Annotated in this window: 18 protein-coding genes; 7 read left to right on the forward strand and 11 right to left on the reverse strand. The window is 70.9% G+C overall.

Annotated elements, in window-relative coordinates; all coding sequences use genetic code 11:
- The first annotated feature begins 22 nt into the window (after positions 1–22).
- On the forward strand, positions 23–2,104 hold the full coding sequence (locus ABUW04_RS31120; RefSeq protein ID WP_380567847.1) for an FUSC family protein: 2,082 nt from the start codon (positions 23–25) through the stop codon (positions 2,102–2,104).
- 1,020 nt (positions 2,105–3,124) lie between these two features.
- Here ABUW04_RS31120 and ABUW04_RS31125 read toward each other — a convergent pair.
- Both ABUW04_RS31125 and ABUW04_RS31130 read right to left on the reverse strand, forming a co-directional pair.
- Positions 3,125–4,090, reverse strand: coding sequence for a hypothetical protein (locus ABUW04_RS31125; RefSeq protein WP_380567849.1), 966 nt, complete (start codon positions 4,088–4,090; stop codon positions 3,125–3,127).
- A 939-nt stretch (positions 4,091–5,029) separates the two neighbouring features.
- Positions 5,030–5,239, reverse strand: coding sequence for a zinc ribbon domain-containing protein (locus ABUW04_RS31130; RefSeq protein ID WP_380567850.1), 210 nt, complete (start codon positions 5,237–5,239; stop codon positions 5,030–5,032).
- A 113-nt stretch (positions 5,240–5,352) separates the two neighbouring features.
- Here ABUW04_RS31130 and ABUW04_RS31135 point away from each other — a divergent pair, with 113 nt between their 5' ends.
- The gene (locus ABUW04_RS31135) at positions 5,353–6,180 is read left to right on the forward strand and encodes an aldo/keto reductase (protein WP_380567851.1); all 828 of its coding nucleotides are present in this window, start codon (positions 5,353–5,355) and stop codon (positions 6,178–6,180) included.
- A gap of 19 nt (positions 6,181–6,199) precedes the next feature.
- Here ABUW04_RS31135 and ABUW04_RS31140 read toward each other — a convergent pair whose 3' ends face one another.
- The 4 genes from ABUW04_RS31140 to ABUW04_RS31155 form a co-directional block, all read right to left on the reverse strand.
- Positions 6,200–7,087: an NAD(P)-dependent oxidoreductase gene (locus ABUW04_RS31140; RefSeq protein WP_030265885.1), complete on the reverse strand. Its 888-nt coding sequence runs from the start codon at positions 7,085–7,087 to the stop codon at positions 6,200–6,202.
- 31 nt (positions 7,088–7,118) lie between these two features.
- On the reverse strand, positions 7,119–8,018 hold the full coding sequence (locus ABUW04_RS31145; protein ID WP_380567852.1) for an SDR family oxidoreductase: 900 nt from the start codon (positions 8,016–8,018) through the stop codon (positions 7,119–7,121).
- Positions 8,019–8,033: 15 nt separating this feature from the next.
- Positions 8,034–9,578, reverse strand: coding sequence for a flavin-containing monooxygenase (locus ABUW04_RS31150; RefSeq protein WP_380567853.1), 1,545 nt, complete (start codon positions 9,576–9,578; stop codon positions 8,034–8,036).
- Between the two features lie 102 nt (positions 9,579–9,680).
- The gene (locus ABUW04_RS31155) at positions 9,681–10,340 is read right to left on the reverse strand and encodes a TetR/AcrR family transcriptional regulator (RefSeq protein ID WP_051726568.1); all 660 of its coding nucleotides are present in this window, start codon (positions 10,338–10,340) and stop codon (positions 9,681–9,683) included.
- Between the two features lie 79 nt (positions 10,341–10,419).
- Here ABUW04_RS31155 and hpnH point away from each other — a divergent pair, with 79 nt between their 5' ends.
- Both hpnH and ABUW04_RS31165 read left to right on the forward strand, forming a co-directional pair.
- Positions 10,420–11,424, forward strand: coding sequence for an adenosyl-hopene transferase HpnH (hpnH, locus tag ABUW04_RS31160; protein ID WP_030265872.1), 1,005 nt, complete (start codon positions 10,420–10,422; stop codon positions 11,422–11,424).
- A gap of 111 nt (positions 11,425–11,535) precedes the next feature.
- Complete coding sequence (locus tag ABUW04_RS31165) at positions 11,536–12,309, forward strand: hypothetical protein (protein ID WP_030265869.1); 774 nt, start codon at positions 11,536–11,538, stop codon at positions 12,307–12,309.
- Positions 12,310–12,459: 150 nt separating this feature from the next.
- On the opposite strand, the gene ABUW04_RS31170 is transcribed toward ABUW04_RS31165, so the two are convergent.
- Together ABUW04_RS31170 and ABUW04_RS31175 are read right to left on the reverse strand one after the other, a co-directional pair.
- On the reverse strand, positions 12,460–14,061 hold the full coding sequence (locus ABUW04_RS31170; RefSeq protein ID WP_380567854.1) for an MDR family MFS transporter: 1,602 nt from the start codon (positions 14,059–14,061) through the stop codon (positions 12,460–12,462).
- A 195-nt stretch (positions 14,062–14,256) separates the two neighbouring features.
- Positions 14,257–16,284: a putative Ig domain-containing protein gene (locus ABUW04_RS31175; protein ID WP_380567855.1), complete on the reverse strand. Its 2,028-nt coding sequence runs from the start codon at positions 16,282–16,284 to the stop codon at positions 14,257–14,259.
- Positions 16,285–16,562: 278 nt separating this feature from the next.
- Between ABUW04_RS31175 and ABUW04_RS31180 the strand changes: the two genes are divergently transcribed.
- Both ABUW04_RS31180 and ABUW04_RS31185 read left to right on the forward strand, forming a co-directional pair.
- Positions 16,563–17,471: a TrmB family transcriptional regulator gene (locus ABUW04_RS31180; RefSeq protein ID WP_380567856.1), complete on the forward strand. Its 909-nt coding sequence runs from the start codon at positions 16,563–16,565 to the stop codon at positions 17,469–17,471.
- Positions 17,472–17,613: 142 nt separating this feature from the next.
- The gene (locus ABUW04_RS31185; protein WP_380567857.1) at positions 17,614–19,308 is read left to right on the forward strand and encodes a pentapeptide repeat-containing protein; all 1,695 of its coding nucleotides are present in this window, start codon (positions 17,614–17,616) and stop codon (positions 19,306–19,308) included.
- Between the two features lie 89 nt (positions 19,309–19,397).
- Here the strand turns inward: ABUW04_RS31185 and ABUW04_RS31190 are convergent, their stop codons facing one another.
- From ABUW04_RS31190 to ABUW04_RS31200, 3 genes are all read right to left on the reverse strand, one after another.
- Complete coding sequence (locus ABUW04_RS31190; RefSeq protein WP_380567858.1) at positions 19,398–20,150, reverse strand: aggregation-promoting factor C-terminal-like domain-containing protein; 753 nt, start codon at positions 20,148–20,150, stop codon at positions 19,398–19,400.
- Positions 20,151–20,692: 542 nt separating this feature from the next.
- Complete coding sequence (locus ABUW04_RS31195; RefSeq protein ID WP_030265853.1) at positions 20,693–20,941, reverse strand: LapA family protein; 249 nt, start codon at positions 20,939–20,941, stop codon at positions 20,693–20,695.
- Between the two features lie 72 nt (positions 20,942–21,013).
- The gene (locus ABUW04_RS31200) at positions 21,014–22,492 is read right to left on the reverse strand and encodes an APC family permease (RefSeq protein ID WP_380567859.1); all 1,479 of its coding nucleotides are present in this window, start codon (positions 22,490–22,492) and stop codon (positions 21,014–21,016) included.
- Between the two features lie 166 nt (positions 22,493–22,658).
- Between ABUW04_RS31200 and ABUW04_RS31205 the strand changes: the two genes are divergently transcribed.
- Positions 22,659–23,897 (forward strand): ROK family transcriptional regulator, encoded by a 1,239-nt coding sequence (locus ABUW04_RS31205; RefSeq protein WP_380567860.1) that lies wholly within the window; start codon positions 22,659–22,661, stop codon positions 23,895–23,897.
- Positions 23,898–23,940 lie beyond the last annotated feature (43 nt).

Below are 23,940 nucleotides of genomic sequence, written 5' to 3' on the forward strand. Positions count from 1 at the left end.
TCGGACATCTAGGCTCAGCGCCATGCCCTGGACCACGGCCCTCAAGAGCACCGCCCGCACCGGCTTCACCCTGCAGCGCGCCTACAACGAGCCGCTGCGGGCGCTGCGCGGTGCGATCGGGGCCGGGATCACCGCGTTCGGCGCGCTGCTACTGGGCAGTCCGCAGCTGGCGGCCTCCGCCGCGATCGGCGCGTTCATCGCCGGGGTGGCCACCTTCCAGCGCAGCTACCGGCCGCGTCCGCTGCTGGCGCTGGCCGCGGCCGCCGGACTGTCGCTGAGCACCTTCGTCGGCTACCTCGCCTCACCGTGGCCGCCACTGTTCGTGCTGGTCGTCGGCGTCTGGGCGTTCATGGGCGGGCTGGCCTGGTCGCTCGGCCCGGCCGCGGGCGTGGTCGCCACCAACACCATCTCGGCGATGCTGGTCGTGGTCGCGCTGACCGAGAACGTCCCGCAGGCGCTGGCGCACGCCGGGGTGATCGCGGTCGGCGGGGTGGTCCAGGCGCTGCTGGTGGTGGTGTGGCCGATCCGGCGCTGGGGCGCCCAGCGCGACGCCCTCGCCGACGCCTACGCCTCGATGGCCGACTACGCCCGGCGGCTGCGGCACGACCCCTTCGCCGGATTCGACCCCGACCCGCTGATGGCGGCCAGGAACGCGGCCACGGTGACCCGCCGTCAGGCCCGGAACCGGCCGGCCGAGCTGCGCGGCCGCCGCGGCACCATGGAGCGGATGCGCCCGGCCATGGCGGCGCTGGCCGACCCCCGGGTCGGCGCCGCCGAGGAGGGCCCGGAGCGGGACCGGGCCCGGGAGATCCTCGGCGCCGCGGCCGAGGTGCTGGACGCGGTGGCCCGCGCCATCCGCACCGGGCGCCCGGTCGAGGTCCCCGAGCGCACCTACCGGGCGCTGGCGCTGCGCTCGACCGGCCCGGTCCTCGCCGGAGCCGCCCGGCAGTCCGGGCTGGTGCTGATCGGGCTGCTGGCCGACACCGCGGACTCGCTGGAGTCGCCCGGCGGCGACGGCGACGCCTCCGCCCCGCTGGGCGGCCTGTCCCGTCCCTCGGTGCACGAGCTGCTGCCGGTGGCCGCCCATGCGGTGCGCCGCAACTGGCGCTGGTCCTCCCCGGTGCTGCGGCACGCGGTCCGGGTGGGGGTGGTGGCGGCGGTCGGCGAGACCATCGGCATGCTGCTGCCGTTCGGGCACGGCTACTGGGCGCCGCTGACCGCGGTGATGGTGATGCGGCCCGACTTCTCGCAGACCTACTCCAGGGGCGTGGGCCGGATCGTCGGCACCGTCCTCGGCGTGGTCTTCGCCTCCGTGGTCATCTGGTCCGCCGCACCGAACGACTGGGTGCTCACCGCCCTGGCCGTGACCGCCATCGGCGGCGCCTATCTGACCATCCTCACCGGCTACGCCGCGATGAGCGCCTGCATCGCCGCCTATGTGGTGTTCCTGCTGGCCATGGACAGCAACGGGCTGGTCAGCACCGCCGAGGAGCGGGTCGGCCAGACCCTGCTCGGCGGTGCCCTGGCACTGATCGCCTACGCCGTCTTCCCGACCTGGCAGACGGTACGGCTGCCGGACCGGCTGGCCGCCTACATCGAGGCCGGCGGCCGCTACGCCGCGGCGGCGGTGGCCGCCTTCGGGGCGCCGTCGGCGGACTCCTACCGCGCCGTCAGGGAGGCGCTGCTGGACCACCGCCAGGCCAGGGCCGAACTGGTGACGGCCACCGGCCAGGCGGCCGACGAGCCGGTGCGCCACCGGGGCCTGCGGAACTCGCAGCTCAGCGGGGCCCGTTCGGCGATGGCCGGGCTGGGCCGCGCCGCCCTGCTGCTGGAGGCGCACCTGCCGCCGCTGGGCGACGGCGAACCCGTCCCGGGCGCGGAGCGCTTCGCCGCGGTGCTCCGGCAGGAGACCGCCCGCGCCGCCCAGGCGGTCCGGCTGGGCCAGCCGGTCGACCTGACCGCGGTCCGGCTCCAGTACCAGGCCTGGGCGGAGGAACTGCCGGACCCGGACGAGGACAGCACCGACCCCCGGCACCTGGTGGCCCGGGACGCCCGCTTCCTGGTGGTCGCGCTGGAGGGGCTGCAGCAGGCACTGCGAAAATGACGGCTTCCCCGATTGAGACGACGGTGAAGCAGGCGATGGTGCAGCGCCACCAAAGCGGATCTCCGTGAAGAGCGACGAACGACGTCGGACCGTCGTGGCCGCGGCGATTGACTGCTTCGCGTAATGGGTTTCTGCGGCACGACGACACACGAGGTAGCCGCGTGCGGGGCTGGAGTGTGGGCAGGGGAGGCGGGGCGGCGTTGGAGACTCGCCGGTTGTCCCGTTTTCGGAGACAGATTCGGCCGGAGCGCGGGGGCGGCAGTTGTGGGTGGCTTACATGGCGGGTTCGTTGCCGCCCTCCGCCGTCCATGGCTTGTTGCTGTTGCTCGCTGCGCTCGCGGCGACAAGGGCGGGAGGGCGCGGGCGCCGTTGCCGGGCGGCGGGTCGGTGCGGGGAAAGCCCGCCCCAGGCCGGAACCGGGGTCACTTTCGGGACAAGGCGTCACTTGATCATGCCGTAATGCCCCATTTGCCCCAGCCCTGGCGTACCAAAAGTGACCCGACGTACCAACATCGACCCCGGTTCACCCGAACCACGCCCACACGACCATTTCTGCATGCCCCACCCCCAACCCCAAGCCCGGGAACGGCGCCAGACACCGCGCCCGCTCCCCCGCTGCAGTTGGCCCGCGAGCGCAGCGAGCAACAGCAACAAGCCACGGACGGCGAAGGGCGGCAACGAACCCGCCATGTAAGCCACTCACAGCGGCCGCCCGGCAGCGATGCCGCCCGTCCCCGCCTCCCCACAGCCGAGACATCGGAACTACTCGTCTGGGAAGCAGGCAAGCCGTACGTCGGTGCTACGCCAAGCAGATTGACGCCGTTCGGCAGCAGCTGGGCGACGACGCCGTGCGACGTTGGTTCGGCGCCGGAATGCTCGACAACGTGAACTCTGTGCTGGGTCTGGTCGACATCGATGAGCCGTGGGCTCACATCCTCACCGCTCAATGATCCGCGGGAAGCGTGACACGGCGGTGGCTGTCGGACCGGTCGCTGCGGCTGACGCTCAGTACGACGAACCTCAGGCTTTCGCCCCACGACAACTACCAGCCCGAGGCTGCACCAGGGCCACGTCCGCAGTCGCGAAACCAACCGCCTGCTGGGAACCGTCTCTCCCCTTGGGCCGCAGCGGATCCCAGGCCCAGAGTTGGTCACCGCTACCGCCAAAGGTGAGCACGGGATGGCCGGTCGGCAGCGGTCCATTGAAAACGGGCACCTCATCATTCAGAGGAATCAGACACATGAGCTGCCCCTGCAAACCGAAATAGCGATCTGGCGTACGCCCTCCCGACACGTCGTCAGCAGCACGTCCAGCAGCTTTGGCCGCCCCCTGCATGCCGACGAGGATCGCCGTCAGTACATAGACGACGCAAAGGACGGGTACAGCCACGGCCATGGCTCCCCGGGACACTGACGAATGGTGGAAGTGACGCACCCAGCCGACCAGCCCGATGAAGAGCATCACGAAAAGCCCGGCAATACCCGCCGGCTCTAGTGCGACAGCAAAGGTCCAGTAGTACGGGATGTCGATCGAGGAAACAGGGATCCCGAATCCGTCCGACAGATACACGGCGTTGAGCAGGCCGCCGAGCCATGGAAGGGTCAGGGGAAGCAAGGTGAGCAAGCCGGGGACCACCCAGGAAGCGTTCCGGCTGAACCAGGAATATCTGACTGCCAACCAACAGCCTGCTACGGCCAGTCCGAGAAGAAGCACGACACCCATCGACCGGCATGCCTGCGTCACGCCAGCCCTGCCAACATTCTCCGCCTCCAGACCGCCCATGTAGGCCACTATCGCTACGCACGACACTCCGACGAATGCCCGCACAGCCAACGTCTGTGGGAAATTGCCGGTCATCCAGGTGCCGATGGGTACAGCGATCAACAGTCCGGCGATGACGGGAAGCACCTTCCAGAGGCCGGGGAGTGCCTCGACTGCGGCCCCGCAGCCGAACACCAGAGCAGACGCGGCCAGAGCGACGAGCACGGCCGCCAGCCTCCGCCACCGTTGCCGTCCGCCTCCTGACCTCGAGAATGGCCTTGGAGCCATGGCAACTCTGAGTTCATGCCTACCCGGATCGAAGACCTGTCCCGCCAAGGGACGTCGGCTCAGCTCCGCGACAGCCGCGACAGGGTCCGGAGGCCCTGGCAGGGTCAGCGACCTTCCGATGTCCAGTAACCCGAGAACTGCGAGAAAGCCGAAGATCCACCTCTCGACCCCTCTGCGGCCAGCCAATGTCCGCCGCACATGATAGGTCGTTCGCGTCTCACCCTTGCGATCTTTGACCGCAGCCTCACGCGCCCACATTTCGATCTTGGACTGCTCGGCAATCAGGTCGATCTCCCGCACCGCGCCCTGCTCCGCGCCGCTTCGGGCGCCACGGAGTCGCGCCTCCACCAGCAGCGCCGTCCGCCCGGGTTCCACGCCGACGTGGTCCGCCGGCTCCACAGGTCGTACAGACCAGCCCAGCGATCCGATTCGCTGTATGGCGAGGGCTACCTCGTCAGCCCGGTCAACAATCGACACCACAAGATGCACTCGGCGATTGAACGGCTCTAGCAGCGGTGCTGCCGCGACCGTCGGGGAGCCGGGCGTGACCCCGACCGCCGAACCCGCCCCCGCACCAAGCCCGGTCACCGCCCGCCGCTGACCGACAATCCTCGCCACCGGGTTGAACACGGACACTCTCCCATCATCAGATCGGCCTGAACACATCGAACGCCGCCCGCCGACCGGACCATCCAGTCCATTGATCAAGGCCCGTAGCATCAACGTGGACCTGACCCCGATCCGGGTCCACTACCAGTCCCGCACCGTGCGCGATGGACCGTGGCGGGCTTCCCCAAAATAGGGGGATTTTGCAATAGCCAGCGCGTGCAACTATATTAGTCCGCAGGTCACGTCGCTCCCATGGCTGACTCCCGGTTAGGTGTCTGGGATTGGGACGCGTGGCTCACGCGGTGTATTCCACGCGTCAGCGCCCTTGCGAGCGATGTTGCGGGAAGCATTTCGGTCTGCATGCGCAACAACCCCGCAGGACCGGCACGCGAATCGGGCCTGTGAGGCCCGGTTGCGTCGCAACTTGACCCCCACGACCAACTTCATGTCCGGCACCTTAGAAGGAGCCACTGACATTGCCCGACGCACCTACCCCCACCAGCAACAACGCCCCAGCGCCCCGCGCCGTTAGGCCCCAGGACCCGGTTCCTCGCAGGTATGAGCGCCGGGGCAACTTCACAGGAGATTCCTTGAACCAGCCCGTCATCACCCTCAACAACGGCGTCCGGATCCCCCAGCTGGGCTTCGGTGTCTGGCAGGTGCCGGACGCCGAGACCGCCGCCGCCGTGGGCACCGCCCTGGAGGCCGGCTACCGCAGCATCGACACCGCCGCGATCTACGGCAACGAGAAGGGCACCGGCGCCGCGATCGCCGCGTCCGGGCTGCGCCGGGAGGAGCTGTTCGTCACCACCAAGCTGTGGAACAGCGACCAGGGCCACGACCGGACCCTGGCCGGCTTCGAGGCCAGCCTGGACAAGCTCGGCCTGGACCACGTCGACCTCTACCTGATCCACTGGCCCACCCCGGAGCGGGACACCTACCTGGACACCTGGCGCGCGCTGGGCAAGATCCTGGCCGACGGCCGGGCCCGCGCCATCGGCGTCTCCAACTTCAAGCCCGCCCACCTGCGCCGGCTGATCGACGAGACCGGCGTGGTGCCGGCCGTCAACCAGGTCGAGCTGCACCCGCTGCTCCAGCAGCAGGAGCTGCGCGCCTTCCACGCCGAGCACGGCATCGCCACCGAGGCCTGGAGCCCGCTGGCCCAGGGCTCGCTGCTGCAGCACCCGGTGATCACCGGCATCGCGCAGCGGCTGGGCCGCACCCCGGCCCAGGTCATCCTGCGCTGGCACCTGCAGCAGGGCACCGTCGTGATCCCCAAGTCGGTCACCCCGGAGCGGATCCGGCAGAACCTCGACGTCTTCGGCTTCACCCTGGACGAGGCCGACCTGACCGCGGTCACCGCCCTCGACCAGGGCGACGCCGGACGCATCGGCCCCGACCCGGACACCCTCAACTGACCTGCAGCCCTGTTTGACCCTAGGGCCGGCCGGCGAACCAGCTGGCCGCCATGTCCTCGCCGCCGTGGCCCTGGGCCTGGGCCCGGGCCAGGCGGGTCACCGCCGCCGGGGCCAGGTCCAGCAGGACCCCGGCCTGCTCGCCGGCGGCGGCGATCAGCCGGGCGTCCTTGAGTGCCCCGTCCAGGGTGAAGCTGGGGGTGAAGTCCCCGCTCAGCATCGCCTTGCCCTTGGACTGGAGGTAGGGGACGTCGAGCCCGCCGCCGGCCACCGTGTCCAGGAACAGCTGCGGGTCCACGCCCAGCCCCTCGGCCAGGGTGAGCGCCTCGGCGGTGCCGTTGACCAGGGTCAGCACCCAGCCGTTGAGCACCAGCTTGAGCCGGGTGGCGGCTCCCCCGGCGGCGTCCTCGGACAGCCAGCGGGTGGACCCGCCGACCACGTCGAACACCTGGTCAGCCAGCGGGCGGGCCTCGGCCGGACCAGCCGCCAGCACCGCGAGCTGCCCGGCCTCCGCGGGCTGGCGGGTGCCAAGTACCGGCGAGTCGACCAGCACCAGGCCGTGCTCCGCCGCGAAGCCGGCCAGACCGTCCAGGGCCTCCAGGCCGACCGTGCTGCACTGGGTCCACACCGTCCCGGCCCGCAGCTCGGGCGCGGCGTCCCGCATCGCCGCCAGCACGGCGGGCCCGTCCAGCAGCATGGTCAGGATCAGCTCGGCGTCGCGGACGGCCTCGGCCGGGTCGGCCGCGAAGCGGGCGCCGTCGGCGGCCAGCGCCTGCGCCCGCTCCGGCGTGCGGTTCCACACGGTCACCTGGTGACCGGCCTTCAGAAGGTTGCGGGCCATGGCCGCGCCCATGATCCCGGTCCCGAGCAGAGCCACCCGGAGCGAACGCGCGTCAGTCGATGAGGTCATGCCCCCACCGTACCGACCGGGTCGGCACCCGCTACCGAGCCGCGCCCCGGGCGGCCCGGGCCTGCTCGTCGGCGGCGCCGCCGCGGCCGACCAGGCCGCGGCGGTCCTCGGCCGTGGCCCGCAACCGGGGTTCCAGCGAGCGCAGCTGCATCGGCGCCACCCGGCCCAGCACCAGCGGGATCTGACCCCTGATCAACTGGTAGGAGCGGAGCCACCCCTGGGCGTAGACATGGACCGAGCGGCGGGCGATGCCGTCGGCGATGCGCTGGACGGCCGGGGCGAGCGGGTAGGTGCGGTTGGTCGGCCAGGGCAGGTGGGCCCGCATCTCGCGCATCACCTCGTCCTCGTCGGCGCCGCGCACCATGTCGGTGTCGGTCCAGCTGAGGTAGCCGACACCGACCTTGACCCCCTGGTTGGCGACCTCCCCGCGCAGCGCGTGGGCGAAGGCCTCCACCCCGGACTTGCTGGCGCAGTAGGCGGTCATCAGCGGCGCCGGGGTCATCGCCGCCAGCGAGGCGATCTGCAGCAGGTAGCCGCGGGAGGCCACCAGCGCGGGCAGGAAGGCCCGGGCGGTGGTGGTGCTGCCGAGCAGGTTGACCTCGATCACCCGCTGGAAGGCGGCCGGGTCGGAGTCCAGGAAGGTGCCGCCGATGGCGATCCCGGCGTTGGCCACCACGATGTCGACCCGGCCGAAGCGCTCGACGACCTGCTCCGCGACGGCCTGAAGCACCGTCAGGTCGGTGACGTCCGCCTCCCACCAGCCGGCTCCGGGCCCGCACTCGGCGGCGGCGCGTTCCAGTTCCTCCGGTTCGAGACCGACCAGGGCGACGGTGGCGCCGCGCACCGCCAGGGCGCGGGCCAGCTCGGCACCGACGCCGCGCGCCGCGCCGGTGACGACGGCGACCTGGCCTTCGAGGGACTTCTTGGGCATGCCGGTGGGGTCCTTTCAGGCGTCTGCGCGGGCGTCCGCGGCAGCGGGGGCGTCTGCGGCAGCGGGGGCCGACGGGGCCTGCTTGCTGACCAGTCGGTACTCGGCGAGGTCGACGGTCCTGGTCTCGCGGCGGAAGCGGGCGGTGGTGCCGGGCCACAGCGTGGTGTTGGTGCCGTTGGCGTCCAGGTACCAGCTGTTGCAGCCGCCGGTGCTCCACACCGTGGTGGCCATCCGCCGCTGCACCTCCTCGTTCCAGCGCCGCTGGGCCTCCGGGGTGGCGTCCAGCGCGGCGCTGCCGGTGGCGTCCAGCCGGCGCAGGTAGTCGACCAGGTAGTTCAGCTGGGACTCGATCTGCAGCACCATGGAGCTGGTGCCCAGACCGGTGTTGGGGCCGATCACCATGAGCAGGTTGGGGAAGCCGCTGACGGTGGTGCCGCGCAGCGCGACCATGCCGTCCTTCCACTCCTCGGCCAGGGTGCGTCCTGCCGCGCCGGTGATCCGCTCGCCGATGGGCATGTCGGTGACGTGGAACCCGGTGCCGAAGACGATCGCGTCCACCTCGTGCTCGCTGCCGTCGGCGCCGACCACTGTGCTGCCGCGCACCTCCTTCAGCGCGGAGGCGACCACCTCCACATTGGGCTGCGCCAGCGCCGGGTAGTAGCTGGTGGACAGCAGCACCCGCTTGCAGCCGAAGCGGTAGTCGGGGGTGAGCCTGGCCCGCAGCGCCGGGTCCTGGATGTGGGCGTCCAGGTTGCGCCTGGCGAGCCGCTCGGCCAGCCGCAGCAGCGCCGGGCGCTTGGTGAACATGCCGGTCTGGCCCTCCCTGACGGCCCACAGCGCGGTGCGCAGGGCCCGCTGGGTCACCGGCAGCAGCCGGTACAGCCGGCGTTCGGCGGCGGTGATGTCGCGGTCCATCCGGGGCATCACCCACGGCGGGGTGCGCTGCAGCAGCACCAGCTTCCCGACCCGGGGCTGGATCGCCGGCACGATCTGGATCGCGGAGGCGCCGGTGCCGACCACCGCGACCCGCTTGCCGGTCAGGTCGTAGTCGTGGTTCCAGCGGGACGAGTGGAACACCTCGCCGGGGAAGCCGTCCAGGCCGGGAAGATCGGGCACGACCGGGTCGGACAGCGGCCCGCCGGCGGCGACCAGCACCTCGGCGGTGTAGCGGCCCTGGCTGGTGTCCAGCTCCCAGTGGGTCCGCCCGGCGTCCCAGCGGGCGCCCAGCACCTCGTGGTGCAGGCGCAGGTGCGGCCGCAGCCGGAAGCGGTCGGCGATGCGCTCCAGGTAGGCCCGGATCTCCGGCTGCCCGGAGAAGGTGCGCGGCCAGTCCGGGTTGGGCGCGAAGGAGAACGAGTACAGGTGCGAGGGGACGTCGCAGGCGCAGCCCGGGTAGCTGTTGTCGCGCCAGGTCCCGCCGACCGAGCCGGCCCGCTCCAGGACGACGAAGTCGGTGACCCCCGCCTCGCGCAGCCGCACCGCGGCCCCGAGACCCCCGAAGCCGGAACCGACGACGGCGACCCGGACGTGCTGCACCGGTTCTTCGGCACTGCTGCTCATCGAACTCCTCTCGGCGGGCCTGGTCCACCGTGCCGGCAAAACCATGCCAGTAATCAGTGGCGCAATCAGGAGGGTAGGGCACCGCGGCCCGCGCGGGAAGACTTATGACTGGCCGGTAACAAGCGCCGGCGACACGCCCGGGACGCGTCCCAATCCGATCAGCAGTCGCTCCAGTACCAGACCCGCCTCCTGGCGCGCCCTGACGTGGTCGTCGGCGCGGGCGATGTAGAGGCTGGCCTCGGAGATCAGCGCCGCCAGCATCCGGGTCAGCGGCCCGACCGGCAGGTCGTCGACGTTGCCCTCGCGGATGGCGTCGGTCAGCGCCTCGGCCAGCAGCACGTAGCCGTGCTCCTCCACCAGGGCGTCCCAGGCGCTGTGCCCCAGCACGGCGGGGCCCTCGATCAGTACGATGCGCTGGAACTGCGCGTCGTTGCAGGCGTCCAGGAAGGACTGGAAGCCGCTGCGCAGCAGCTGCCAGGCGTCGCCGGGGTTGGTCTCGGCGCGGGCGGTCTCCTGGGCGACCAGGCGCTCCGCCATCTCCTGGGCGCACTCGGCCATCACCGCACGGAACAGGTCCGCCTTGTCCTTGAAGTGGTGGTAGAGCGCACCACGGGTCACCGCGGCGGCGGCCACGATGTCCTCGGTCCCGGTCGCGGCGTAACCGCGCTCGGCGAACAGCTCACGCGCCGCGCGCAGGAGCGCACGCCGGGTGTCCGCAACGTGCTCCGCGCTTCGGCTTCGCCTGATCCTGGGCACTGACATACCTACATCCTGTTCCATACAGACTGTATGTTAGTGGAGGGCACCAACCCTGGGGCCCGGGGGAACGGAGACAGTGATCATGGGACTCCCACTTAATCTGACCGTCAAGATGGGCACGTACCTCCTCAAGCAGAAGATCCTTCGGCGGAAGAAGTTCCCGCTGATTGTGGAGGTCGAACCCCTTTTCGCCTGCAACCTCGCCTGCGCGGGCTGTGGAAAGATCCAGGAACCGGCCAGCATGCTCAAGCAGCGCATGACGGTCGAGAAGGTCGTCGGCGCCGTCGAGGAGGCAGGCGCGCCGATGGTGTCGCTGGCCGGCGGCGAGCCGCTGATGCATCCGCAGATCGCCGAGATGACCCAGGCGCTGCTGGACCGGAACAAGTTCGTGGTGCTCTGCACCAATGCCGTGCTGCTGCCCAAGCACCTGCACAAGTTCAAGCCGAACCGCAACTTCGCCTGGATGGTGCACATCGACGGGCTGCGCGAGCGGCACGACGAGTCGGTGAGCAAGGTCGGCGTGTTCGACCAGGCCATCGAGGCCATCAAGCAGGCCAAGGCGGCCGGCTTCACGGTGTTCACCAACTCCACCTTCTTCAACAACGACAGCCCGCAGGACGTCATCGAGGTGCTGCAGTACCTCAACGACGACCTGAAGGTCGACCGGATGCAGATCTCGCCCGGATACGCCTACGAGAAGGCCCCCGACCAGGATCGCTTCCTGGGCGTGGAGCAGACCAGGGCGATGTTCAAGAAGGCGTTCGCCGACGGCCGCCGCAAGAGCTGGCGGCTCAACCACTCGGCGCTCTACCTGGACTTCCTCGAGGGCAAGGTCGACTTCGAGTGCACCCCCTGGGCGATCCCGTCCTACTCGCTGAAGGGGTGGCAGAAGCCCTGCTACCTGATGTCCGACGGCTACGTGGACACCTACCAGGAGCTGCTGGACAGCACCGAGTGGGACAACTACGGCCGCGGCAAGGACCCCCGTTGCGACAACTGCATGGCGCACTGCGGCTACGAGCCGACGGCCGTGCTGGCGACGATGGGTTCGCTCAAGGAGAGTCTGCGCGCGATCACCGCGGGCTGAGAGCTCCGGAGGCAACCCCTGGCCGTTTCCGGGGTCGGCTCATTAGCATGAGCCGACCTCCGGGGCCGCTGGGGCAGGAGGCATGCTCGCAGAGAAGGGCGGTGGCTCCCCGTGGCAGAGGTCGACGAAGACGCGTTCTACGTGCTCAGCGCGGTACTGCTGACGCCGGGCCAGTTCCCGAGCCTGCTCGGTGACGACTACCCGGCCGCCTGCGCCGCCCTGGGCCTGGAGGCCTGGGCGGACGGCTACGGGCTGCTGTTCGGGCAGGACTCGGACGGCGCCCGCTGGACCGTGGTCTCGGACGACGCCGCCCTGGTGGGCTGTGCCATCGCGGCCTGGGACTGCGGCATGCCCTACGACCTGACCCCGCCCGAGCGCACCGTGGTGGACTCGCTGCCCGGCTGGCCGCTGGCGCTGACGGTGAGCACCACCGGGCTGCCCGAGCCGCACGACCCGGAGCCGGACGAGGACGATCACCCTCTGCTGACCCCGCCCGACCCCAAGCAGTGGGGGCCGGCGCAGCGCCGGATGGGCGCGGACGACATCGCCCACCAGTGGCGTATGTGGCGCGAGCAGATAGCCGACTCGGTGGAGTTCGACGAGCACCCCGAGGAGGTCCCGGAGCGGATCGCCAAGGTGCTCGCCGAGATCCGCGAGTACACCGAGACCCCGCCGCCGGCCGGCCGGGTACGCTCCTCGCCGGCCGGCGAGGACACCCGACTGGTCCGGGCGGACGGCCCCGGCTGGAGCATGACCGCCTGCACGGGCGACCTGGTCGTCCTGCTCTTCGACGACACCCCGCACGAGGTCCTGCCGGTGGGGTGCGGTCCACAGTTCACAGTCCTGCTGAAGGCCCTGGACGAGATGGCCCGAGCCTCGGCGTAGGCAGGTTTCCCGGTGCGGACCGTAGTGGGCCGGTCGCGCAGTTCCCCGCGCCCCTGGGGGCTGCAACTGAACCACTGCGGGACGTTGCAGCCCCCTTAGGGGCGCGGGGAACTGCGCGACCAGCCATCCACAACCCGCAGCCGAAGTCCCCTAGTGCGCGGGCGGTGCTGCCGACGGGTCCATCGTGGCCAGCGGCTTCTCCTTCAACAGCAGTGCGAACACCAGCGCGATGGCGATGAACGGCACCCCGGTCAGGAACAGGTCCCCGATGGAGTGCGCGAACGCATTGGTCACGTGCCCCTTCACCGCCGCCGGCAGGTGCTGGATGGCCTGGACGTTGTTGGCGTCCAACTTCGCACCGCCGCCCCCGGCGCCCCCGCTGCCGGCGAACTCCTGCTTCATGTAGTGGGCCAGCCGGCTGGTCAGCACCGTCCCGAAGATCGCGGTGCCGATGGAGGCACCGATCTGCCGGAAGAAGGTGGCCGAGGCCGTGGCCACACCCATGTCGCGGAAGTCCACCGAGTTCTGGATCGCGGTGACCATGGTCTGCATGGTCAGCCCCAGCCCGGCGCCGAAGGCGAAGGCGTAGAGCGCCACCTGCCAGTACGCGGTGCTGTTGCTGAGCGTGCTGAGCAGCAGCAGCGAGCCGATGATCACCACCGCCCCGACGATCGGGTAGATCTTGTACTTGCCGGTCTTGGCCATCAGCCGGCCCGAGGTGATCGCGGTGGCCATGATCCCGGCGACGGCCGGCAGCATGCCCAGCCCCGACTTGGTGGCTGACATGCCCTGCACGGCCTGGAGGTAGACCGGCAGGTAGATGATGCCGCCGAACATGGCGAACCCGGCGAAGAAGCCGAAGCCGTTGCCCACCGAGAAGATCGGGTTGCGGAACAGCCGCATCGGCAGGATCGGCTCGGCCGCCCTGCGCTCGATCAGGATGAAGCCCGCGGTCAGCAGGATCGAGGCGCCGAGCAGCAGCAGGCCCTGCCAGGAGGCCCAGCCGTAGCTGGTGCCGGCCCAGTTCAGGTAGAGCAGCAGGCTGGTCACGCCGGTGACGATCGCGGCCGAGCCCAGGTAGTCGATGCTGTGCTCGCGGCGGTTGACCGGCAGCTTCAGCGCGAAGGAGCAGACCACCAGGGCGCCCAGGCCGATCGGCAGGTTGATGTAGAAGATCCAGCGCCAGCCGATGGAGTCGGTGAACCAGCCGCCGAGCAGCGGTCCTGCCACGCTGGACAGACCGAAGACCGCGCCCATCAGGCCCTGGTAGCGACCGCGCTCCCGGGGCGGGATCACGTCGCCGATGATGGCGAAGGCCAGCGACATCAGACCGCCGCCGCCGATGCCCTGGATCGCCCGGAAGCCGATCAGCTCGCCCATGTTCTGGCTCAGCCCGGCGAGCGCGGAACCTATCAGGAAGATCACGATCGCGGACTGGAAGATGATCCGGCGGCCGTAGAGGTCGGAGATCTTGCCCCACAGCGGGGTGGCCGCAGTGGAGGTGAGCAGGTAGGCGGTGACCACCCAGGACAGCTTGTCGATGCCGCCGAGCTGGCTGACGATCGTGGGCAGGGCGGTGCCGACGATGCTCTGGTCGAGGGCGGCGAGCAGCATGCCCGCCATCAGGCCGCCCATGACGACCATGATCTGCTTGTGGCTCAGGTAGTTGGGACCGTCGGCGGGCGCCTCCGGTGAGGGCTCGGGCGGGGTCCCGGTGGGTTCGGTCGCTGTGTCGACCGGGGAGTCGGACATGGGTGGCTGGGCTCCTGGGTGGTTCACCGTTCGGTGCTCGGATGCGAGCAGGTGGGCACCGTATCGTGCACCACCGACAACGCGGAACACCAGCCTTGCCTTACGGCAGGCAAGCAGACTGCCCCTGCCGCGGGAGACCCGTGGCAGGGGCAGTCGTACCGGTGTCGCTGCAGGCTGCGTCAGGACGTCAGGACGTCAGGAGACGTTGATCGCCGTGTCGTCGATGACGAAGCTGGTCTGCAGGCTGGAGTCCTCCACCCCGGTGAACTTCAGGGTGACGGTCTGGCCGACGTAGGAGGAGAGGCTGAAGCTGCGCTGGGTGTAGCCGGTGCCCTTGTTGAGGTTGGAGTAGGTCGCCAGGGTCGTGGTGGTGCCGCCGCTGGTCGCCTGGACCTTGAGGGTGTCGTAGGCGGTGCTGGTGGTGGTCTCCGCGGTGTCGATGTGGAGCCAGAAGGTCAGCGTCGCCGTGGTGCAGCCGGCGGGCACGGTCACCGACTGGGACAGGGTGTCGGTGTGGGTGCTGCCGTAGCCGTCCAGCCAGGCCTTCCAGCTGCCGCTGTGGGCGGCCTCACTGCTGGAGTTGTCGATGACGCCGGAGCTGGCGGTCCAGGGCGAGGCGGTGCCGGTCTCGAAGCCGGGGTTGCCCAGCAGCTGGGCCGCGGTGCAACCGCCCCCGCCACCGCCGGAGGTGGCGATGGTCCAGCTGAAGGAGGCGCTGCCGCTGGCACCGGTGGTGTCGGTGGCGGTGACGGTCACCGAGGAGGTGCCCGCCGTGGTCGGGGTGCCGGAGATCAGCCCGGTCGAGGAGTTGATGGACAGTCCGGCCGGCAGGCCGGAGGCCGAGTAGGTCAGCGTGGAGCTGCCCGAGTCGGAGGCGCTGATCTGCAGCGAGACGGCGGTGCCGACGGTGCCGCTCTGGTTGCCGGGCCCGGTCACGGTGACGGTGTTGCCGCCGGTGCCGGTGCCCGCGGTGAAGGCGGTCAGGCCGTTGGGAGTGCCCAGGCCGGTCGGGCCGTCGTAGCCGACGCCGGCGGTGCACAGGTAGCTGGGCGAGCAGCTGCCGTTGCTGCCGCTGGTGACGTCGTTGAGGGCGGTGGTGTGCTGGTACGGGTACTTGGCGGGGTAGTCGCTCGCCCCCGGGGTGCCGGCGTCGGCGTAGACGCTGGCGATGATCGGGGAGGAGGCGCTGGTGCCGCCGTAGACCTGCCAGCCGGAGGCGCCGTAGCTGTCGTAGACGGCCACGCCGGTGGCGGGGTCGGCGACCGCGGAGACGTCGGAGATGGTGCGCTTGGAGCAGCCGGTGTCGGTCTGCCAGGTCGGCTTGGCGTCGTAGGCGGAGCAGCCGGAGCCGGTGCCCTCGGTGCTGCTGGTGGACCAGACGCTCTCGGTCCAGCCGCGGGAGTTGGAGGCGGTGCTCAGCGAGGTGCCGCCGACCGAGGTGACGTACTTGGAGGCGGCCGGGTACTCGGCGCCGTAGGCGCTGTCACCGGCGGAGACGGTGATGGCCACGCCCGGGTGGTTGAAGTAGCTGGAATCGGAGCTGGTGTCGGTGGAGTCCTCGGACCCGCCGTAGCTGTTGGAGACGTACTTGGCGCCCAGCGCGACGGCCTCGTTGACGGCCGTGCCCAGGTCGCTCATGTTCGCCGAGGTGGCCTCGACCAGGATGATGTGGGCGGCGGGGGCGACCGCGGAGACCATGTCGAGGTCCAGCGAGATCTCCCCGGCCCAGCCGGAGTCGGCGGTCGGGTAGCTGGTGCCGCCGGTCTGGTTGACCTTCTTGAAGCAGCCGTTGGCGGTGGTGCAGGCGGACAGCCCGTACTGGGTGCGGTAGGCGGCCAGGTCGGACTCCGCGTTGGGGTCGTCCTGGGCGTCCACGATGGCCACCGTGGCGCCGGCGCCGCCGTTGGCGGGCAGGGCGTAGGCGCTCTTCAGGTTGGACGGGCCGTAGCCCGAGGGGGTGGCCAGCGGGGAGACGGCGTTGGCCCGCAGTGCCGCGGGCTGGGTGACATCGGTCCTGGCCAGCGCGAGGCAGGCCATCTGGTGCACATTCGCCGGAGTGGCGCAGAGGCGCTTGACGTGGACCGCGGCGGAGGACCCGCTCTGGCCGGTGGCGGCGGTCGCCGGGGCGGCGGCCGCGAAGACGCCGGCGACCAGCGCGGCGGCGGAGACTGCGGCGGCTGCGGCTCTGCGCAGTCCGCGACGAGTGGTGCTGGGGGTGTGCAACAGACGGCCCTCCAGGGGGATGAGGCCGGCACCCGGGACGCCTTCGTGGGGCGACCCGCCACCGACCGGGGGTAACGTCAGGCACATGACAAAGCATCCTACCTGACACCCCGTTGAGTGGTGCTCAGCGCCGAGAAGATTAGCGAATGCATGACAACCCCACAAGAAGTTCTCAGCGAACAGCACACTTCCCTTGGAAAAACCTGTGAGAAAGGTCTTTCAGCCACGTCGTGGACACGGCTTGCCAAAGCGGGGACCATCGCCGCTACGGTGCCTGCATGCAAACGGACGACAGGCGCGCAGCGGACCTCGAAGAGCTAGGCCTCACCAACTACGAGGCGCGGGTTTACCTCGCGCTGATCCGGCGCGACGTCTTCACCGCGGCCGAGGTCGCCCGCGAGGCGCAGGTGCCCAGGCAGCGCGTGTACGACGTACTGGAGGGCCTGACCCGGCGCCAACTCGCGGTGCTGCACCCGGGACGGGTGGCCGGCTACTCCGCGGTCGCCCCGGAGATCGCCGTCGACCGGCTGATGGAACAGCAGCGCCGCTCGCTCGGCCGGCTGGAGCGGCTCTCCGACGAGCTCGCCCGGGAGCTGCTGCCGACCTGGGACAGCGGTCGCACCCACACCGACCCGCTGGACTACGTCGAGGTGCTGCGGGACGCGGCCGACATCAGCGAGCGCTTCGCCCGGATCCAGTCCGAGGCCGAGCGCGAGCTGCTGAGCTTCTCCCGGCCGCCGTGGGTGACCCCGTCCGAGAACACCGCCGGCCTGGAGGCCACCGCCCGGATGCACGCGGCCGGCCGTACCAACCGCGCGCTCTACAGCCGCGACGTGCTGGACGACCCGGCGATGCTGGAGGTCATCCGGCGCTTCGCCGAGGTCGGCGAGGAGATCAGGATCGCCGACAGCCTGCCGCTGAAGCTGATCGTCACCGACGGCTCCACGGTGCTGTGCGACATGCCCGACCCGGTGGCCAGGACCGGTGCCACCACCGCGCTGGTGATCCGGCACCCCTCGCTGGCGGAGACGCTGCGGCTGGCCTTCCACAGCATCTGGGAGCAGTCGCCCACCCTGGAGGAGGCGCTGAAGCTGCGTGACGCCGCGTCAAGGGCCGAGGCCGCGCGCGACTCCGAGCCGGTCGAGCCGGTCACCGTGGAGGACGTCGCCGCGGAGGACCCTTCGTAGCGGTGAACCGGAGCTCCCCCGCACCCTGCTGACGTACCATCAACTGGCGTGAGGGGGAGGGGGAACGTTCGTGGTGGTATGGCGCAGGCGGCCGGCGGCTGGCACCGTCGCCACGGCCGCGCGACGGCGTACCCGGTTCTACGTGGTGCTGTACGTGGCCCTGGCCGGGGGCGCCACCTGGGCCGCCGCCGTCTACGCCGCGCAGACCGTGCTGCCCGCGGTGGCCGCGGTGTCGACCGTGGCGGGCGTGGCGCTGGCCTACCGCGGCCAGCGGGCCGACGCCTCGAACCGTGAGGCGACGCGGCTCCAGATGCGGGCCGATCTGACGCTCCGGCACAACCAGTCGTTCTCCGACCGGTACACCGCGGCGGTGCGGCAACTGGTGAGCGATCAGGCCCAGGAGCGCATCGCCGGCATACAGGCGCTGGTGCGGATCGCCGACGACTCGGACCGCGACCGCTCCAACTGCCTGAAGTACCTGTGCGAGTACCTGCGCTTCCCAGCCTCCCCGGCGACCGCCCCGGACGCCGTCGGACAGGACCTGGTCCGTGCCGCTGCCCTCAAGGAGCTGACCGACCGGCTGCACCCGGACCACCTCGGCTTCTGGCAGGAGGCGGAGATCGACCTGAGCGGGGCCGAGCTGCACGACATGGACCTGTCCGGCGCGACGGTGCGCGGGATCCGGCTCGACCGGTGCACCTTCCACGGCGCGGCCCGCTTCGAGGGCACCGACTTCCTCGGCGAGGCCCGGTTCAGCGGGGCCCGGTTCGCGGAACTGGCCTGGTTCAACGGCGCGGTCTTCAAGGACGCCGCCTGGTTCAACGAGACGGTCTTTGAGGACGGGGCCAGGTTCGGCGGCGCCGACTTCCAGGCCACCGCCTGGTTCAACGCGGCGCTGTTCAACGCGCCCGCGCGGTTCAACCGGACCACGTTCCACGGCGAGGCCCGCTTCAACAGCGCCAGGTTCGGTGAGGCGGCACGGTTCACCGGCGCGGCGTTCAGCGGCGCGGCCCAGTTCGACGCGGCCTCGTTCACCGGCCCGGCGCGCTTCGGCAACGCGACCTTCGCCGGCGCCGCGCAGTTCGACGACGCCACCTTCGCCGAGGTCGCCTGGTTCAACGCGGCCTCGTTCGCCGGCCTGGCGCAGTTCAGCGAGGCGGTCTTCTCGGACGCCGCACTCTTCAACGCGGCGGCCTTCACCGGCGTCGGCCAGTTCAACGGCACCGTGTTCGCCCAGGAGGCGAACTTCAACGGGGCCGGCTTCGCCGTGGACGCCCAGTTCAGCGACGCCGTCTTCAGGGAGGTGGTCCGTTTCGGCGAGGCCGCGTTCCACGGCACGGCGTGGTTCGGTGACGTCGTGTTCAGCCAGGCAGCCTGGTTCGGCGGGGCCTCCTTCGCCGGCGTGGCCCAGTTCGCCGGCGCCCGCTTCGCCGCCGAGGCCCAGTTCGGCGAGGCCACCTTCGAGGACGCGGCCCGCTTCGACAAGACCGTCTTCGACGGCCCGGCCCGGTTCGGCGGGGCGACCTTCAACGCGGCCGCCCGCTTCAGCGGCGCCTCCTTCGCCCAGGCGGCCCGCTTCAACGGAGCCTTCTTCCACGGCGGCACCGCCCGCTTCAACGAGGCGCACTTCGCGAGCGACGCCTGGTTCACCGGCGTCACCTTCGAGCAGGCGGTGCGCTTCAACGAGGCGAGGTTCGAGGGCGCGACCCGCTTCGACAAGGCCGGCTTCGCCAGTGACGCCTGGTTCCTGAGCGTCCGGTTCACCGAACCACCGACGCTGCCCGCCGGCTGCACCCTGGACCCGACCACCGGCCTGCTCTCCTGCGGCGGAGCCTGAGCCGGGAACCGCCCGCGTCCGGTCGGGGAACCCCGGTGGGACGGGGCTCACCGACCGGACGGGAAGCGGTGCTCAGCGTGCGGCGGCTGTCAGTACCAGTTGTTGGCCTGCCAGAACTGCCAGGCGGCGTTCGGGCTGCCGTAACGGTCGTTCATGTAGCTGAGCGCCCAACGGATCTGGGTCTCGGCGCTGTCCTGCCAGTCGGATCCGGCCGAGGCCATCTTGGAGCCGGGCAGGGCCTGGCCCAGACCGTAGGCGCCGGAGGAGGCGTTGGTGGCGTGGACGTCCCAGCCGCTCTCGTGGGAGATGATCTCGTCGAAGGAGTCCAGCTGGTCGGCCGGGACGATCTGCGCGGCTATGGACTGCGGGCTGCCGCTCAGCGTGGTCCGGGTCTCCGAGCGGGAGGCGGCCTGCTGCGTGGCAGCGGCGGCGGCCCGGGCGGCGGCGGCCTTCTCCGCGGCGAGCTGGTCGGCGGCGGCCTTGGCGGCAGCGGCCTTCTCCGCGGCGGCCTTGTCCGCAGCGGCCTTGGCGGCGGCAGCCTTCTCCGCGGCCGCCTTCTGGGCAGCGGCCTTGGCGGCGGCCGAGGCGGACGCGGAGGCCTTCACGGCGGCGGCCTTCCGGGCGGCGGCCTTGGCGGCGGCAGCCTTGTCCGCAGCGGCCTTGGCGGACGCGGAGGCCGAGGCGGAGGCCGCGGTCTGCAGGTCGGCGACCTTCTGCAGGCTGTCGGCCTGCGAGACGGAGGAGCTGGGGGCCGCGGCGGAGGAGTCGATGACCACGGCGCCGGCGACGGCCATCCCGCTGACGGAGACAGCGGCGACGATGGCGGCCGTGCGCTTGCGCATACGAAGTACAGGCTTGCGGTGCAGCATGGGAGAGGGACCTCAATCGGCTGGGCTCGGCGGCTGGCCGACTGATTCCTCAGGGCGGGACAGGTGCCCTGGGGAGCCGGATCAGCGCCTGGGGCACCGGTTTCGGTTGGTGCCGGACTGAAGGCGACCCCGCTGCGACCAGCGGGACTGCCGTGACGACTTCGCCATTGTTAGCGGGTCGTCGGCCCAGGTCCAAGGGCCCTATTACTATGCGACTCCGTAGTCGAACACCGTTCGCGAGGCCGTTCCGGAGCCGCGGGTACCCAGCCCCCGGACAACCGAAACACCGGATTCCAGTTGTTCCGGAATCCGGACACACGGGCGTGAGCAGGGGATAAACACCCGCGGGGCCCCGGTTGCCGCGAGGCCGGGGACAGCCCTCCCCCAGATGAACGACAGCTTGTTCCCAGGTAAGGAGTGGATCAACTATCGGGCTTCGTGGACGGCACCGGCCGTGTGGCGGGGGTCACCCGACGGGGGCGCAACCGGAGCCCCGCACGCCTCTTTCAACGCCCTCAGGCGCGGTCCCGGTACCGCCGCACGAACCATCCCAGCAGCATCCCGGCCACCAGCATCACCGCCAGCACCACCCACAGCGGTGAGGTGACCGTGGAGATCCCCCAGAGGTGGATCTTCACCGAGGAGGTGTTCATCAGGATGAACCAGACAGCCAGCACCGCGACGACTGCGAAGACCACCGTCCGCGCATTGACGGTCACCCCGCCGACCTTGCGGCGCTCCGCGGTGTCACTCTTCTTGGCCATGGGCCCATTCTGGGCAGGCCCGGCCTGCCCCGCACGGCGGACTGCGCCGCACGGGGCAACGGACAGCGGCCGCTACGACGCCACCGGCGCGTCCTCCAGCCGCTGCCGCTCCAGGTACTCCTCGCGGATCTCCTTGGGCCCGAACGGCCAGACCTTCTCGAAGCGGGACCACAGCACGAAGGCCAGGCAGCCCGCCGCCAGCCAGGCCAGCGACCACTCGATCGGATGGATGCCCGGCGCCGCCTTGTCGGCGAAGCCGTACACCACCAGCCAGCCGATGCCGGCGAGCACGCCGGGCAGCGGGTAGAGCCACATCTTGTAGGGGCGGTGCAGGGCGGGCTGCCGCCTGCGCAGCACCACCAGCGCCAGCACCTGGGCCAGCGACTGGACGATGACCATCACCGTGGTCAGCAGGCTGATCAGGGTCTGCAGGCTGGTGTGGCGGCCGAGCAGGAAGCCGGCGGCGGTGATCACGCCCATGCTCAGCAGGCCGAGCACCGGGAAGCGGTGCCGCGGGTGCAGCTTTCCGTACTGCTTGAAGAAGACCCGGTCCCGGGCCGCGTCGTAGGGCACCCGGGAGCCGCCGAGCAGCCCGGTGAAGACCGAGGCGAAGGCCGTGATCAGGATCAGCACCGTCACCACCTGCGCGGCGCTGTGGCCCCAGGCCCGCTCCAGCACCACCGAGGCGACCGAGGTGTAGGCGGCCGAGTTGGTGTCCAGCATGTCGTGCCAGTTCACCACGCCCAGCACACCGATCTGCATGAGCAGGTAGATGCACATGATCGCCATGATCGAGTAGACGATGGCGCGGGGCATGACCCGTCCGGGGTCCTTGATCTCGGCGCCGGTGTAGGAGGCGGTGTTGTAGCCGAGGTAGTCGTAGATGCCGATGGTCAGCCCGGAGGCGAAGGCGATCCAGAAGCTGCCGTGGGTGAGCTGGATGGCGTGGGCCGGCCAGTCGAAGGCCTGCGCGGCGTGGAAGTGGCTGTACGAGGCGATGATCAGTGCCAGCACGGCGAGGATCATCACCGCCCACATCACCACGGTGATCCGGCCGATGCTCTCGATCCGCCGCCAGAGCAGCACCACCACCAGGGCGACCACGCCCAGCCCGACCAGGTCGCCCTCCAGCGAGGTCATGCCCGGCCAGAGGTAGCCGAGGTAGGAGACCAGGCCGACCACCCCGGTGGACATGATCAGCGGGATGAACAGCATGGCCGTCCAGACGAAGAGGAAGGGCATCAGCTTCCCGGAGCGGTACTGGAACGCCTCCCGCAGATAGACGTAGGTGCCGCCGGAACCGGGCAGCGAGGCTCCGAGCTCGGCCCAGACCAGCCCGTCGACCAGGGCCAGCGCCGCGCCGGCGATCCAGCCGATGATCGCCTGCGGACCGCCGAAGGCGGCCACCATCAGCGGGATCGTGATGAAGGGACCGACGCCGCACATCTGGCTCATGTTGATGGCGGTCGCCTGGAACAGGCCGATGCGCCGGACCAGTCCTGGGGATTCCGTCGACGGTGGGGCGGGCGCGGGCGTGGGTGCGGTCGGCACTGCGGACCTCCATGAGTGGACGCTGCCCCAGCAGTGGACAGATGGGGTGGGATTAAGTTAAGTATCTTTACTTAGGGCGTCAAGGGTTCGGGCGGGTTCGGTCATTACAGTGATCACCGCAGGAGTCCAGGACTGGTCGCCAGACCGGAGAGGCAGCCGAGGCAGCATGACCGAGCACCCCGCCGATCCCCCGGCCGACCAGCGCTGGAACCGCCGGCGGCTGCGCAGCAACAACGAATGGCTGCTGCTGGAACGGCTGCGCACGGCCGGCCCCGCCTCGCGGGCGCAGCTGGCCCGCGACACCGGGCTGTCCAAGCCCACCGTCTCCGCCGCGCTGGCCGCCCTGGAGCAGGTCGGCCTGGCCCGCGAGGCCGGCACCGTCGTCCCCGAGCGGGGCCGGACCGCGGTGCTGTACGAGGCCGACCCCACCGCGGGGTACGTCCTCGGCGTCGACATCGGCCGGGCCTGGCTGCGGCTGGCCGTCGCCGATCTGGCGGGCACCGTGGTGGCCCGCGAGGACGTCCCCAACAACGGCCGCAGCGGCAGCGCGGTCGCCGAGTCGGTGCTGGCCGCGGCCGAGCGGGTCACCGCCGCGGCCGGGCTCCGGCGGGGCGACATCGTGGAGGCCGTGGTCGGCGCGCCCGGCGTGTTCGACGAGCGGACCGGACGGGTCCGCTACGCGGTCAACCTCCCCGGGTGGGGCCGCAGCGGCCTGGTCGCCGGGATGCGGGAGGGCCTGGGCACCTCGCTGACCCTGCACAACGACGCCAACCTGGCCGCCATCGGCGAATACGCCTGCGGCGCGGGCCGGGACAGCCGGCTCTTCGTCTACATCCTCATCGGCACCGGGCTCGGGATGGGCGTGGTGGCCGACGGGGAGCTGTTCCGCGGGGCGCACGGCGCGGCCGGTGAGATCGGTTTCCTGCCGCTGCTGACCCATCCGATGCCGCCGGCCGGACCCGCCCCGGTCCAGGGCGCTGCCCTCCGGGGGACGCTGGAGGACGCGGTCTCCGGCGAGGCCGTGGTCCGCGGAGCCCGTGAGCTGGGGATGACGGGTCCTCAGCCGCTGACCGCGAAGCGGGTGTTCGAGGCGGCGCGGGAGGGGGAGCCCGCGGCGGTGGCCGCGGTGCGGCAGGAGGGGGAGCGGCTGGCGCACGTGGTCGCGGCAGTGTCCTCGGTCCTGGACCCGGACCTGGTGGTCCTGGGCGGCGGCGTGGGCCACAGCGCGGACCTGCTGCTGCAGACGGTGCAGGACACCCTGCACCTGCTCACCCCGCTGCGGCCGCGGGTCGCCCCCAGCGAACTCGGCGACGACGCCGTCCTCCTCGGCGCAATCACGACCGCGCTGCGCTCAGCCCGCCCCAAGGTCTTCGAATCACACAACGCCGACCATGCAACCACATAGGGGCGCGGGGCTCTGCGCTGCCAACCATGCACCTCCGTAGAGG

Origin of the sequence: Streptacidiphilus jeojiensis (genome assembly GCF_042510965.1) — a bacterium.
GTDB lineage: Bacteria > Actinomycetota > Actinomycetes > Streptomycetales > Streptomycetaceae > Streptacidiphilus > Streptacidiphilus jeojiensis.

Coding starts and splice junctions, on each gene's coding strand:
- ABUW04_RS31155 (WP_051726568.1), bottom strand. CDS start 10,340: ATGTCAGTGCCCAGGATCAGGCGAAGCCGAAGCGCGGAGCACGTTGCG.
- ABUW04_RS31140 (WP_030265885.1), bottom strand. CDS start 7,087: ATGACCTCATCGACTGACGCGCGTTCGCTCCGGGTGGCTCTGCTCGGG.
- ABUW04_RS31180 (WP_380567856.1), top strand. CDS start 16,563: ATGCAAACGGACGACAGGCGCGCAGCGGACCTCGAAGAGCTAGGCCTC.
- ABUW04_RS31120 (WP_380567847.1), top strand. CDS start 23: ATGCCCTGGACCACGGCCCTCAAGAGCACCGCCCGCACCGGCTTCACC.
- ABUW04_RS31145 (WP_380567852.1), bottom strand. CDS start 8,018: ATGCCCAAGAAGTCCCTCGAAGGCCAGGTCGCCGTCGTCACCGGCGCG.
- ABUW04_RS31190 (WP_380567858.1), bottom strand. CDS start 20,150: ATGCGCAAGCGCACGGCCGCCATCGTCGCCGCTGTCTCCGTCAGCGGG.
- ABUW04_RS31195 (WP_030265853.1), bottom strand. CDS start 20,941: ATGGCCAAGAAGAGTGACACCGCGGAGCGCCGCAAGGTCGGCGGGGTG.
- ABUW04_RS31170 (WP_380567854.1), bottom strand. CDS start 14,061: ATGTCCGACTCCCCGGTCGACACAGCGACCGAACCCACCGGGACCCCG.
- ABUW04_RS31130 (WP_380567850.1), bottom strand. CDS start 5,239: ATGTCAGTGGCTCCTTCTAAGGTGCCGGACATGAAGTTGGTCGTGGGG.
- ABUW04_RS31150 (WP_380567853.1), bottom strand. CDS start 9,578: ATGAGCAGCAGTGCCGAAGAACCGGTGCAGCACGTCCGGGTCGCCGTC.
- hpnH (WP_030265872.1), top strand. CDS start 10,420: ATGGGACTCCCACTTAATCTGACCGTCAAGATGGGCACGTACCTCCTC.
- ABUW04_RS31205 (WP_380567860.1), top strand. CDS start 22,659: ATGACCGAGCACCCCGCCGATCCCCCGGCCGACCAGCGCTGGAACCGC.